Raw genomic sequence first — 13,846 nt, 5'->3', positions numbered from 1 at the left:
CGAAAATATTATAGTTCTCTGATTAAAAGAGCGTAGCAAGCCCCCACCTTTCACTGGTGGGGGCTTGCTCGGTGTTTAGTATAGTATATTTGCCACTTTCTCTGCGTCTTGAATACCTCGTTCCGAAAGAGGTCTCCCCAACTCATCAGGGTTATAGACTGAATGAGCATGACGAACAAAATATATGTTTGTATCCATTTCTACACGCTAACCTGCCTTTCTACAAGCCCGTTTAGAACTTCGTGCGGAATGACCTGTTGCCCCGTTCACTTTATGAATCCTCAAAACCAAACATAGATGCGCCTAGCATCATTATTTTAGAAATCAGTAAAAAAAGACGCCGCAGCGCTGCTTTCCTCCCTTGCGGGCAGGCGATACAAACGCTGCGGCTTTTTCTTTTTCTTTATCCGGCTTAACCTTCTGCTTGTTTGTTCAATTATTATTTACGTTTCCAGACAGAGCCGTCGGAGTATGCAACCCGATCAATTTGAATATTTTTGAGCTTGGTTGTGTCGCTGTAGGAGTAGAGATCCCATGTGAATATGTGACTATAACCGCTCAATACTTTAACATTGGCACCTTTTCCGTAGAAACGGTTTGTGTACGGATAACCACCCTTTACCGGGTCGCCGTAAGCGTCATAGGTGCTAAAAGAAAGCTCGAATGAAACTATCGTTTTAGCTGTCAAATTCCATAGCTCTATATTCGCTTCCGGATATCCTAATGAATCATAAGTAATGCTAGAATCAACAACTTTAAAAGGAACATTATTATTTTTCTTAAGCTCCTCTTTCAGCTTCTTCTTGTAGTCCTCTTCCTTCTGTTTGTAGAGAGCTCTCATCTGCTTTTCAATCGTGCCGCCATTGCCATAAAGCTGTTTAGCCAGCTTGTAGCTTTTGCTTACCGTTTCTTCTTCTCCCACCACTATGCTATAAACGGTTCTGCCGAAAAAGGTATAGTTCGTGCCATTCGAATCAAAATTTTCGCCTGGCTTTACGGTCGCATTGTTAAAAGCGGCTTTGCCGCGCGCATTCAACGATGCTGTAAAATCATAGGCCTGCACAGCGCCACCGGCATAATAATATTCCACATAATTAACAACGATTTTTTCCGTGCCTAGATTTTTCACAGCGGAATTCGTAATTTGCAGCGGCAGGCCTGTATAATATTTGCTTTTGCTTGGGTCTACCGTTTTAATGCTGATTTGGTTGCCTTTCGTTTCCATAGAAGCGCCTAGACCATCTGTCAACAGGCGAAGCGGAACCATGGTGCGGCCATTTCGTTCTACAGCGGGCGTTCCCAAAAATATAGAAATGCCATTAACCGTAGCAACGGGCTCATTCAAAATAATCGAAATCGTCATTTCGCCGCTTGAAGCGATGATCCGCTTGTTGCCCTTGTCCCAGCTGAAGGCGAGGCCAAGTGCTTCAATCGTTTCTTTTGCCGATACAAGCGTTGTGCCGTTCTCGCTTATTGGTGCCTGCGCGTAAGCGATTTTCTTGCCGTTTACAAAAACGCTCTGGCTCTCCGCCTTAGCGGCCGAAAGCCCCGTTGGGATTGCCAGCAGCATGACCATAGCCAGCAAAACTGTAATTACTTTCTGTTTCATATTTCATTCTCCCTCTATTTATATATTTCGCGAAGCGGCTATTCGCTGCGCAACGAGTAGACGTATTCCTTGCCTTCAATCGTAACGATAATATCAATCGGCTTTTTGTCTTTGGCCGCTTCCTTAGGCAGCTCAGCGATAAAGTGAAGAACTCCCGTTTTTAATGGTTCAATATTCGTTATGTTTGTATAGGTAAAGTTGCCTCCACCCGACTCTTCAATTGCAGAAAAGCTTTCGTACTCGTATTTGCTATCATATTTCACTTGTACATTGGCAAATTCATCTGCGCCTTTGGACGAGCTGAGCAAGCTTTTGAACTTAAGAACGATGTCCAAATAAATATTTTCGGCATCCTTTATCTCGTAGTAATTGTAGAAGCTGTCAGGCTTCGGCGGAACGACTTTGGACGTAAACTCTGTCTTCGTGAGCGTAACCTCTGCAAAGTCGGCAATAACGAGCGCTTTTTTCAATTCTAGTACACTGCCTGCGTCAGCGGATGGCTCCGGTGCCGGCTCCGAAGACGCCTCGCTTACCGCAGCAGTATTAGCGGCCTCGGCAAGCTCTGCCTTCAGCTTCTCATTTTCAGCACTCAACTGGCTTACTTGCTCCTTTAATTGACTTACCTCTGTGGAAAAATCCTCCGTTTGGCCGGCGCAGCCAGCCATGACGAGCATAGCGGCAACTGCAAAAATAGCTTTTTTCATAATGGTAAATACCCCCTATCATCTTTAGCTATTAAATTTTCTACATAAAGTGCTAAAATCCTCTAAAATCATTTCATTTTACTGAAAATTCATCATTTATTTTTTCGATCTCTGTCATATTTTATCGAACTTCAATCATTAACTGCTCCAATTATGATTTCAAACCGCCATAACAAATTTACCAAAATAACGGACAGGGGCTTTTGCAAACAAATAAAAAACGTTGCTTCCGCAAGGGGAAACAACGTTTAAGCAACATATCATCACTCATTATGCTTATCAATTTACAAGATCAAATCACCGAACAGGCCAAACAACAATAAGTAAGCACAAACCGAAAGAACGATATACGACCACAGCTTCTCCTTCGTCACCTGGCTGGCCACCGATGCGCCGACCAAGGAAATGCCAAGAGTAGACAGCAGTGCCGCCGCCATTACCAAAAGGCCCAGCTTAAAGCTAATGAGCGAAACGACGCCCGCTATTAAAAATCCAGCTCCAGAAACGAGCTGCATCGCTCCAATCGATGTAATGAAAGCTCTGAGTGTTAGACGCTGCGTCGCTCTCCACAAGCTGATTCCCCATAAAGAACCGAGGAAGGCAATCGTCGATATTAGCGACAGCAGCAAGATTTTGCCGAATAGCGCTGCGCTCATGCCGCTTCCCTCACGCAATAGATCGGATACCCCATAGCCGAAAAATAGCTGGATGGCACTGCCTGTAAGCAGCCAGAACAAGAGGAAACCTATTATCGCACTGACAATCCCGATTATACCGTAGCTCAAATCTTTGGCCGGGTTTAAATTCAGCCCCTCCAGCGGATTTTTCAGCAGCTTCAGCAATATTTGCATATCGATCTGCTTAACCGAGCCGGATATATTTTGCAGCAGCTTGTTTGCAGCCCCTGCTGCTCCGCTTTTGGCTCCTGCTCCTGCACTTGCGCCAGCACCAGCGCCCGCAGCGCCTGCCATTCCGGCAGCTTCATTTCTCACTGATGCAGCCGTTCCAGCTGCCTCATTTCTTGCTGTCGCCGCCGTAACAGCTGGCTCAGCATCATCTGCATCGTATTCGCTATTGTCATCGCCGTATGCGTCATATTCCCCATACTCGCCGTAACGTTCCCGTTGTCCCGGCTCTTCCTCCAAATCCTCGCGCTTCTGCAAAGCGGCTTGCTCCCGCGTCGCCTCAAGCAAGCGCGCATCTTCCTCTTGGCGCGCCAGTTCCTCCTGCCGTGCTGCTTCCGCACGCCGCAAAATCTCTTCCTGCCTCGCCGCCTCTGACTGGCGGGCAACCTCCACCTGCCTTGCCGCTTCCGCTAGGCGGGCTGCCTCGGCCCGCTGCGCCGCTTCTTCCCGCGCAGCCTGGGCTGCTGCTTGCGCTGCCGCCAGTGACTGCTGCGACTCCCGCGGCTGGCGGAACACATGCACCGCCTGGCTAGCTGGCTCGCTCTTTTCTAAATCAAACGGCCGCACCTTTTCCGAATGCTGCTCTTGCTGCTTTTTATCATCCTGATCATCCATCTCTGCATCCTCCTCTTGCTGTCAAGAACCGCCCTAACGAGAGGCAGCCTTATTATGCTAGTCCATATCCCGATAATTCGCCTCATCCGCAATGCTCTGAATATCATCCGAGCTGATGCTGATGTAGCGATAACCATCGGCCTGCTGCCGGCGGAGCGCACGCTCCTTGAAGTAGCGCGGACTTCCTTCCCCCGCATCCTCATCGTACACGAGCAAAATACCCTCGGTTTTGCGAAACAGCAGCTCATCCCTCGCCTGCAGCTGCCAAATGCCGTCATAAGGCTTGTCGCTGACCGACGCATAATAATCGACGCCCTTCAGCACCTGCTCATAATATTCCTTCTTGTCATCCTTCCACTTCTCTTCCGGATTGCTATACGCCGTAATAATAGAAAGCCTGAGCTGCGGGTATTGCGGCTTAAGCGCGATGACGGCTTCACATGCCCATAGATCAACGCCATATTGGCCCGGCGTAATGACCCATTGCAAGCCATCATCAATGAGCGGCAGCAGCTTATTCGTAATCGCCTGCTTAATATAGGCAATGCCTTCATGCTTTTGATTAAAAATGTTCAGCTCATGCGCGCGGTAGCCCGACACTAGCAAATTGTTCATGCCTTCGGCGCATTTCTAAAGGTTCGTTCGTAATCCTCGAACCGGATTTTACGAATCATTTTGCGATCAGCCGTTCGTGCAATAATTCCTTCTGACTTTCCGGATGCATCCATTCCTACACGCGTGGCCGCAAAATCGCTGAGAAAACGGCTCGTCTCCTCCAGCCCGACCGGAAACGCAGCTCCACCCAGCTCAGCCAGCAGCGGCGCAGCGTCGAGGCTCCAGCGCTCGATAAATGCTGCTTTCTCCGCCTCTTTATAAAAAGGCTGGCCGCCATGATCGCGCCACTTGGCAATTTGGTCAATCGGCAGTTCCAGCAAATGCTTAAGCTCCTCATGCGTCAGCGAAAACAGATCGAATACCCGGTAGCCTTGGCTGCCGCTGGACGTATAATTTTTGGCCGCCTTTGTTTTACCGCCATAGCTCTCCTGATAAATAACGGTAAGTCCAAGCTTACCATCCGCCAAGCTGGCCTGCATCCGCTCCGCAATCGGGGTTAGCAAAGCCGCCATATTGCCATAGGGATTGCCAATTCGGTCCCCCTTGGCAAACAGCAGCTCCTCTCGTGAGCCAATAAAATAGTCCGTCCCGGCTTCATTATGAAGCAAAATTATGCGCGCATTTTCCCCGTCTACTTTTTCATAAACATAAACGGGCTTATCCGAATCGAAGGCCTCACCTTCGGTTAATGTGTCGTTTAAACGGCCGCGTTCCCCAAGCTGGTGATAGGTGAGGATACTCGGATATTTCGTTAAGGAATTCAGTTTTGTAAAATCCATTATTCATCTCCTGCATCTTAATAAGTCTGTTCTCCCATCATAATACCATCGTTTCCCGCTCTTGGTTAGTCCGAAGGCAAGTTTGGGTAAGTAAAGAATAAGCGAGAGGAGGGTATATGATGTCTATTCATAACGAAAAGCCGATCGATTTACCAGAGCCGAATCCAGACAAATCGCCGGAACTCATACCGCCGAACCCACCTGAGATTTTGCCCGAGCAGCCCGCGCCCGAAATGAATCCCAGCACTCCAACACCCGAGATTGAGCCTGTGCCTGCACCGAATGTCGAAACGGACTTCCCAACCGAAATGCCGCCTGACCACTTTTAAAATAGCGTAAAGCAAAGGAGCGTTTGCCGACCTGCACAGCAGCGGCGAATGCTCCTTTACTTTGGTTAGCCATGCATTACTGTACCTTGCAATTATCTTGCAATGCTTTGCGGGTACGCTCGCCTCCTGCCTGATCGTTATGCGCCGCAAGAAGCCAGCCTCCACAGACTGTGAGGGCTGGCTTCTTGATGAACGATGCGGCTATAGCCAAGCTTGCAGCCGCCATCTACCTGCTGATTTTATTTTTGAGCTCGCCGATTTTTTCTTGGGCGATACCTTTGGCTTTATCCAGCTTGCCTTCTCCTTGCAGCGATTCATTGTTCGTCGCTTTGCCGATCTGGTCTTTAATCTCGCCTTTTACTTGATTGACTTTGCCTTTTATTTTATCGCCTAAACCGTTATTTGAAGCTGTCATATGATCATCTCCTCTTTGGTTATATGTCTCTTTACCTCTTAAAAGAGATTATGAAACATAGCGATGCAAGTATCAGCTTTCATCAAGCTTATTTCCCTCTCGTAATGGGATGCTCCAAATCGGCATGTCCCATTAAGCTTTCCAGTTGCTCCCCGTCGACGAGCAAATCAATTGTTTTCACTTCTACGAATTGAAATAGCGTCCATGTTAAAGCATCCAAAGCGAATATTTCACTGCCAGATCCGAGACGCGCCGTGTCAGGCATATGAATGTCGAGCGTGAGCGCTCCGTTTTTAAAATGGACGGATTTCAGTTCGATCTCCTTCGACCAGAGTGGTATCAGCTCGGCATTGTCGCTTTGCTGCAAAGCTTTAAAGGCTTCTGTATATTTTACTACAGGTGTGGAAAAAGAAATCTGCACACCCGCTTTATCAAGCTTTTCCCCCTGCGGGTCTGAGAAAAAAACTTCAATTGTCCGCTTCTTCACTTCCGCAGCAGATACCGGAGCCTCAGCCGTTTGCTGCGGCTCCACGACTGTGGCTGCTGTGACCGTCTTGGATTGGGTAGCATCTAGAGTAACCTCTTGCGCCGGATGGGCTGATGACTTGTCCGCGCAGCCGGCTGTCGTCATAACGATTAATAGGAGCGCCGCAATAGCAATCTTTGTGTTCATTCAAACTCCACCTCCCTCAGGAATTGAAAGAAACAAGCTGTACTATTTAATACCCAAATATTCTTTAATTCCCTCAACGATGCCTTTTGCCATACGCATTTCCACCGTTTCATTCGTAATAACCGCCAAATCCGACGCATTGCTCATAAAGCCTGTCTCGAGCAGAACCGCCGGCATCGTTGTCTCTCGTATGACGTGATAGTTGCCATATTTCACTCCGCGATCTCTCAGACCAGTCGCTTCCACCAAATAGCGATGAATCGTCTTAGCTAATGGTATGCTCGAATCCCGCGCATAATACGTCTCTGTGCCTGAAGCTGTGGTTGTCGTGTAGCCGTTGGCATGCAGGGAGACGAACAAATCGGCATTCAGTGCATTTGCCAGCTTCGCACGATTCGAAAGACTAAGTGTAGTATCATCCTTTCGCGTCATCACCACATTAATGGCAGACACCTGCTTCAGCAGCTGCTCGACCTTCAAGGAAAGCTTCAGATTGATTATTTTTTCCTGCAGCCCTGTCAGCGCCACCTTGCCTGGCTCAACACCGCCGTGGCCGGGATCAATGACGACGATTTTTTTGCCGTCTGAACTGATTGGCGGCACAATCGGCGGACCGCCTACGTCGCCGTCCACATTAAGGTCTACGACATAAAGGCCAGAATCATCGCTGACAAGCTGATAGGAGGTCGCCTGTCTCAAATCCAAAACGATGCGAATAGCCGACGGCTCGCGGGTAAACAAAGAATAACGCACCTTCGTAACATCTGAGCTGTCCGTAATGACAAGCTCGCCCATCTGGCTGCCATTCAAAGCTTGTCCATCGCCAAACGACGGTGCAAAAGCCGAATTTGGCAAATCGATGACGAGGCGATCCGGCGCCTTCATCGCGAAAATTTTCGGCCCTACTTTGCCGCTTGTCGTGACGATAAGGCGGTTGTCATTAAAGCTGATAGCGCTTACTGTTGACACGCCACTCGGGATAGCTCCATCAATAATGGTGCCTCCCGTGCCGGAAGAGGGCGGAATAACCGGGTCCGTTTCCCCCTCATCGATGACCACTTCTGGAATCGGGCTCGTTAAAGTGACCGTCTTCGTCGTATTGTTCCAGCCAACCTTGAGATTCATCTGCTCGCCTACGAAGCGCAGTGGAACGAGCGTTGTTCCTTTTTTAATCACAGGAGGAGCATCTATTTCTATGGCAGCCGTATTGATCTTTGCCGCTTTCTGGCCTACCGTCATTTCAATGAGCGTGCCTTCCTTGCTAATCGTGACCGTCTGTGCCTGCTTATCCCAGAGCACGTCGTAGCCCAAGCTTTCCGATACGATCCGAATTGGGATCATGACTTTTTTGTCAATGATTTCGGCTTTCGTATTTTCCGGCTGCACAAGCTCTGTTCCGTCCAAAATCACCTTCGTATCCACCGCTGCTGCAAAGCTATCGTTTGGGAACGCCACTAAAAACATAAATAATACCATTAAAAACCCTAGCTTCTTCATCCTACTCTCCTGCCATTGTGTCTTTTTTTGAATCATTGCAACCTCTCTTCTCTGTACAATTTCAATTTTTCCCATAAAAAATTAGACGAACTAATATGGAAAAAGTTGCAGGAATCTAGCATTTATGATGAGATTTCTTTTATGATTAAAATAAGGGAATATATTGACCAAATAATAAGAACGAGTTATGTTTGTCACTGTGTTCGTCCTTTATGTTAGATTATGGATCAGCTAAAGTGAATTGAACATCTCGATTTTATACATAATCAGGGGGAAAACAGATGAAAAAATGGTTTAGCAGTTTATCACTGAGTCTATTTGTTATTTGCTTTATTTGTTCAAATACTATATTCGCTCAAGGCTTGGTGGATCATTCAAGATTGAGTACAACCCCAGTCCCCTTCTCTTTGGAAGGATCGTACGAATACTATGTAAAATTTGACTCCAATCGGGTTGTAACGGTCGAAGGGATCATCATCAATAGCGCAAATTTAACCGTGGACTTAGAATTTATTGATCCAAGCAGCGGATATACCTTAATCAAAACGTTGCAAACCCCACTCAATGCTAAAGGCTACTTTAAAGTTGTAACTGAACCACTCGATATCAGTGTAAGGCCCATTGTTGAAATCCAAAGTCCTACAGGTGCCCGCTATGGAACAGTGGATACAGAACCTGGCACTCTGCTAAAAAAATATGAAAGCAGCTTGGAATATGATCAAACAAAATCCAGCATTGACAGCACAAAAACGAGAGAAGAAATACAGGATTTAAAAAACCGTCTGGCTCTCGGAGATAGAGTTACTTACTCTGTTGATTCTAATGGACAGTTATGGGCATGGGGCAGCATTCCGCAGGCACTATGCGATTCATCTAAAGTCTGCAATTCGACTGCTCCGAAAAAAATAACGAAGTTTAAAAATGTCAAACAAATAGCTGCCAACTATTCAACTGCAGCAGTATTGACAACAAAAGGCGAAGTCTATTTATGGCGTCATAATATTTCTTCTCCTATTTTAATGAAAGAGCTCCAGGGAGCTGTTCAAGTACAAGTAGGTGGACAAGGGCATGGGATGGTTTTAAAAAAAGATGGAACGGTAACCGAATGGGTTTTACCTTTCAATGAACCCTACCATGATGTTTATGAAACGGAAATAACGAAAGCACAAATTAAAACCAATCAGGTAAAGGGCCTGAAAAGCGTCACAAAAATTTTGATCGGCCTATCCTTCTATGGCGATTCCTATCTCGCATTAAAAAATGATGGGTCTGTCTGGGCATGGAAGGATGTAAGTGTAGCACTTAGTTATAAACAAAAAGGAAAATCAACAGATACAGGCATCTTACAGCATGTATTAGCAAGCACAGATAACCCACAAGAGCTAAAGGGCTTTCCCAAAGTAATGGATATTGGCTCACAGGATGCTGGGCCGCTGCTGCTTACGGAAGCCTATGATTTATGGGGTTATACAGATACGAAGGATAAGAAGGTTAGCCTACCTGAAAAAGTCGCCAGCGGTGTCATTAGCACTTTTCAAAATATGAGATATGTGATGAAGGAAGATGGACGGTATTATCAGTATGAAGCTGCCGGCAAACAAATATCGAATGACCCTTTCACCCCCTTTAATGACTACAAAATAATTGCTAGCGGTACGACATGGATTAATAATAGTTTGCATTATGCTGGAGTTAAAATAGATGGAACCTTAATGAGCTGGGGTGGAAATAATGGCGGTCAACTGGGAATTGGAAAAACGGCTGCCCTCAGTTTTGCTGTAAATCACATTCAAAGCATAAAAGACCCAATCGCTTTATCTGCAAATAGCAGTCATGTGCTTGCGCTAAATAAACAAGGTGATATCTATGGCTGGGGAAGCAATAAAGAGCATGAAGTTAAAAGCGGCAGTACGGAGGATGTTCTTGCCCCTTTTAAAATTACGACTATTAAATCTGCGATACAAGTAGCTGCTGGGAATGAATTTTCTCTCGCATTAACCAAAGAGGGCAAGCTTTACGGCTGGGGTAAACTAACGCGTTTAGGGGCAGCAGCCGATTCGGATAAGCCACTTCCTTTAGACCTGATCCAAGAGCCTATCAAAGAAATCGCTGCATATAATAAGAGTGTCGTTATTTGGACATCGAGTGGAAAAGTATACCACCTCGGGGAGTGGGGCTCCAGCAACGTCACGAAAAATAAAAAGCTAGTGTGGCAGGTTAATATTAGCGATGTTATATCTGTAGGTGTTAGCAACGATCGGGGATTTGCAGCCAAAAAAGATGGCTCTGTGTGGTACTGGTCAGGTCCAAAAAAAGAAGGCACTATTACCGCTTCAAAAATCTCCGGCTTTTCAGGTATTACTAAAGTGTTTGCAGGCGGAGATTCATTTAATGGAGATACGTTAATCGGAATCGATAAAAACAAAGGGCTATGGCGCTGGAATAGTTCGCAAAGCTTGGTTAGCAATATTAGGCAGAAGCCTTATCGAGCGACCAATACCTATGTTGGACCCGTAAAAGAAAAATTAGATTATAGTACAGTTTCAACTACTGGACGATTAAGCCTTTATATAACGACACAAAAAGAATTATTATACGAAGGAAAGTCAATGGGTCGTTTGCTAGAGCAGGACGGGGGGAATAAAAACGTTACAGCGATTGCAGCTTATGGAGAGAATTATTACTGGGTGTCTAAAGGCCGGTTATTGACCTATGGTTCAAGCAATAATGCTGGAGAGCTGGGTATTGGCACAAAAGGCTGGTATGAAGAGCCGCAAAAAGTAGTGGCTGCAACCAAGTTATTTTAAATGTACAGTGAGCAGGGCATGATGATTTATCGAATACATGAATACGAAAAGTGAGATTCATAGTAGCTCTTCAAAGTGAAGTTCATCGAGTCTACCGAATAGGTAGGCTCTTTTATTTCAGAGCTTACATCACACAAAATGTTGCCATGACAGTCGTATCGCACAGCATTGCTTATGACTTTGACACCTTATCCCATTTTGAAAATGGAACCGAGATAAATTGGGGGGGTGGTCACTGCCCCCATCGATCCCGCTAATCCAGAGTATTCTTCTTCCTACTCCATATATGATATTTTTGGCGTTTCAACAAACACACAGCATCACGACGAAGCGGCATTATTAATGGATTTTATTGCTCATGATTCATCAAACAGCCGATTAATTGCAAAAAACAAAACGAATTATGGCTTACCCGCAGTAACCGACTATATGAACCCTATAGGCGATCATGACCTGTCTCCTTTCTATGAACTCAAGCCCATTCCTAATCAGAAATTTCGGATGATTTAACGATTGAGGAAGCTTTAAATGAGTTAGATGTAACAGGTCAGATGGCCATCGATGATGCCTTGCTCAAATTGAACATAGAAAAGTAGCTTAAAGTATTTATTCGAAAAGCATTACGTCACGGCTCAGACTCCATGCGCTGGGCCTCTTCTTTTCCAAGCCATTGCCGCATAATCTAGGGTTAAAATTATACCCTGGGGGGGGTGCTGTCGTGAACAGCCAACCGCTCTCAAGAAAAAAGCCTAATTTTCTTGTCATTCTCGTCGATGAGGAGCGCTATCCTCCCATCTATGAGAACGCGGAAATTAAGCAATGGAGCAAGGAAAATCTCGTTGACCAGCAATTTCTGAGAAAAGCGCACAGCATGGAATTTCACAGGCATTATATCGGAAGTGCTGCTTGCTGTCCGAGCCGAGCTACGTTAATGACCGGGCAATATCCTTCGCTCCACGGGGTCAGCCAAACAACAGGGATTGCCAAGGATCCGTTTGACTCGGATATGTTTTGGCTGGGCAGCAATACGGTGCCTACGCATGGGAACTATTTTCGCGAGGCAGGTTACCAAACCTATTATAAGGGAAAATGGCATTTTTCCTACCAAGATATCATTATTCCTGGCACGCATCAAAGCGTCCTCAGCTATTCCCCCGATAACGGTATTCCAGATCGAGCACGGGAGGAGCTGTATTTGCATGCCAATCGAATGGACGATTTCGGATTTTCCGGCTGGATTGGCCCAGAGCCTCACGGTAGAGACCCGCGAAACTCCGGCTCGTCTGCTGCTAAAGGGCTGAGCGGCCGAGATATCGTCTATGCCTCCGAAGTGGTTTCACTGATTCAGGCTATTGCCCATGAGAAAGAGCGAAATGATGCGGCAAAGCCATGGCTCGTTGTGTCTTCATTTGTGAACCCGCATGATATTGTTTTATACGGGGCTCTCGCTGCACAGCTGCCTGCCTTCAATTTCGACATAGGGCCAATGCCTCCGGTCGCGCCAGCGCCGACCCAAAATGAACCTTTAGATACGAAACCGCGCTGCCAAAAAAGCTACCAGCAAATTTACCCGCGCGCGCTGCAGCCCATTATTAATGAGCCTCATTACCGCAAGCTTTATTACCATCTGCAAAAACAAGCCGATATGCAAATGCAGAAAGTGCTTGAAGCGCTTGTCCAATCCTCTGCCTATGAAGAAATGCTCCATGTCCCTTTAGTCATTCACAGCAAGCAGCTGTTTCCGAAGCCAGAGTCAAAGCCTTTCAATACCCTTACAAGCCATGTTGATCTGCTCCCGACTATGCTTGGGCTGGCCCAGGCTAACGTAGGAGACATCCAAAGCCGCTTGCAAAAAAAATTCAGCGAGGCCCATCCCTTTGTCGGCCGTGACCTGTCCAGCTTTATTTTAGGGCAAAACACATCCGAGCCCGTAGAATCACCGATTTATTTTATGATCGACGACGACGTTACGCGGGGCCAGCACCAAGTTAACCCAATCGGAATACCATTTCCTTCCGTTGATCAGCCCAATCATATTGAAACGGTAATTGCCCCTCTCTATAACGATAACAACAAACAATTATGGAAGTATTCCCGCTATTATGATAACGAGCAGTTTTGGAGCGAGCCGGGAGCTAGAGACGTAACTTTTCAGCCGACCGCTCAGCATATCGGTAGTGCAGCCTCCGTGTCACTCTCTGCCTCTAATATCTGCTATGTTGCAGCTATCAAAACCGTTCCTGTTGCTGAGGAATACGAGCTGTATAATTTGACCGCTGACCCGCTTGAAACACGCAATCTCGCCCATCCTGCCTTCGCGACCGAGCAGACGAAACGCGTCCAACAACAGATGGCACAGCTGCTTGACGAACAACGGCATCAAAAAAGGATAAAGCCTTACCTTACTGGCTTATCGCCAGACGAATTATAAATTCGGCAGCCTGAAATTCCTTTCCCTGCCGAACATAAAAAGAGTATGGAGGCTATTAAAACCTTCATACTCTTTTTGATTTGTTTGAAAAACGCAGTCTGACGAGATGCAACAGATGTTTCAGTCATTTGTTGTTGCCTTATTGTGCGACCATAAAAATGTTTTTCTCGTAGCACTCCATACGGAGTGCGACAAATAATGAGGAGCAAGCGACATGATCATGATTGATTTCAATCCACGCACTCCATACGGAGTGCGACATTCATAATTGCAACCTCCTAAATTTGGTAATGATTTCAATCCACGCACTCCATACGGAGTGCGACTCCGTCAAGCATGCACGGGCCGATTCGTAGTGTATCTCTGTCAATAGAGTAGACACAAGAAACCGAGATTTTTAAGCTGCCTTTCGGTACCTGCGTTCGCATTCATTGGGAGTGAGATACCCGATGGTCGAGTGAATGCGT

Annotated in this window: 12 protein-coding genes; 4 read left to right on the top strand and 8 right to left on the bottom strand. The window is 46.4% G+C overall.

The features are described 5' to 3' along the window. Positions 1-439: 439 nt before the first annotated feature. From AC50X8_RS27095 to AC50X8_RS27075, 5 genes are all read right to left on the bottom strand, one after another. On the bottom strand, positions 440-1,609 hold the full coding sequence (locus tag AC50X8_RS27095; RefSeq protein ID WP_056039710.1) for a stalk domain-containing protein: 1,170 nt from the start codon (positions 1,607-1,609) through the stop codon (positions 440-442). Between the two features lie 38 nt (positions 1,610-1,647). Further along, positions 1,648-2,313 (bottom strand): hypothetical protein, encoded by a 666-nt coding sequence (locus AC50X8_RS27090; RefSeq protein WP_235533251.1) that lies wholly within the window; start codon positions 2,311-2,313, stop codon positions 1,648-1,650. A 284-nt stretch (positions 2,314-2,597) separates the two neighbouring features. After that, positions 2,598-3,833, bottom strand: a complete 1,236-nt coding sequence (locus AC50X8_RS27085) for a hypothetical protein (RefSeq protein ID WP_494882683.1) — start codon at positions 3,831-3,833, stop codon at positions 2,598-2,600. Positions 3,834-3,890: 57 nt separating this feature from the next. Further along, on the bottom strand, positions 3,891-4,448 hold the full coding sequence (locus AC50X8_RS27080; protein WP_056039706.1) for an SLOG family protein: 558 nt from the start codon (positions 4,446-4,448) through the stop codon (positions 3,891-3,893). After that, positions 4,445-5,227, bottom strand: a complete 783-nt coding sequence (locus AC50X8_RS27075; protein ID WP_056039704.1) for an RNA ligase family protein — start codon at positions 5,225-5,227, stop codon at positions 4,445-4,447. Before AC50X8_RS27075 ends, AC50X8_RS27080 begins: the two co-directional genes overlap by 4 nt. A gap of 119 nt (positions 5,228-5,346) precedes the next feature. Between AC50X8_RS27075 and AC50X8_RS27070 the strand changes: the two genes are divergently transcribed. After that, complete coding sequence (locus AC50X8_RS27070) at positions 5,347-5,556, top strand: hypothetical protein (RefSeq protein ID WP_494864075.1); 210 nt, start codon at positions 5,347-5,349, stop codon at positions 5,554-5,556. A 226-nt stretch (positions 5,557-5,782) separates the two neighbouring features. Here the strand turns inward: AC50X8_RS27070 and AC50X8_RS27065 are convergent, their stop codons facing one another. The 3 genes from AC50X8_RS27065 to AC50X8_RS27055 all read right to left on the bottom strand — a co-directional run bounded on the left by AC50X8_RS27065 (position 5,783) and on the right by AC50X8_RS27055 (position 8,141). Continuing rightward, complete coding sequence (locus tag AC50X8_RS27065) at positions 5,783-5,971, bottom strand: CsbD family protein (protein WP_056039699.1); 189 nt, start codon at positions 5,969-5,971, stop codon at positions 5,783-5,785. An 88-nt stretch (positions 5,972-6,059) separates the two neighbouring features. Next, positions 6,060-6,644 (bottom strand): GerMN domain-containing protein, encoded by a 585-nt coding sequence (locus AC50X8_RS27060; protein WP_494882681.1) that lies wholly within the window; start codon positions 6,642-6,644, stop codon positions 6,060-6,062. 42 nt (positions 6,645-6,686) lie between these two features. Then, a complete protein-coding gene (locus AC50X8_RS27055; RefSeq protein WP_494882679.1) occupies positions 6,687-8,141 on the bottom strand; it encodes an N-acetylmuramoyl-L-alanine amidase family protein in 1,455 nt (484 codons plus the stop codon). A 281-nt stretch (positions 8,142-8,422) separates the two neighbouring features. On the opposite strand from AC50X8_RS27055, the gene AC50X8_RS27050 reads away from it, so the two are divergent. The 3 genes from AC50X8_RS27050 to AC50X8_RS27040 all read left to right on the top strand — a co-directional run bounded on the left by AC50X8_RS27050 (position 8,423) and on the right by AC50X8_RS27040 (position 13,379). Further along, on the top strand, positions 8,423-10,948 hold the full coding sequence (locus AC50X8_RS27050; protein ID WP_494864077.1) for an RCC1 domain-containing protein: 2,526 nt from the start codon (positions 8,423-8,425) through the stop codon (positions 10,946-10,948). Positions 10,949-11,176: 228 nt separating this feature from the next. After that, on the top strand, positions 11,177-11,458 hold the full coding sequence (locus AC50X8_RS27045) for a hypothetical protein (RefSeq protein ID WP_494882677.1): 282 nt from the start codon (positions 11,177-11,179) through the stop codon (positions 11,456-11,458). 208 nt (positions 11,459-11,666) lie between these two features. Beyond that, entirely contained in the window at positions 11,667-13,379 is a 1,713-nt protein-coding gene (locus tag AC50X8_RS27040) for a sulfatase-like hydrolase/transferase (RefSeq protein ID WP_494882675.1), read from the top strand. Positions 13,380-13,846 lie beyond the last annotated feature (467 nt).

The sequence above is a fragment of the Paenibacillus sp. JT22N15 genome, from assembly GCF_059383755.1.
Note: the sequence above shows the minus strand (reverse complement) of the source record. Positions and strands in the feature narration are given on the sequence as shown.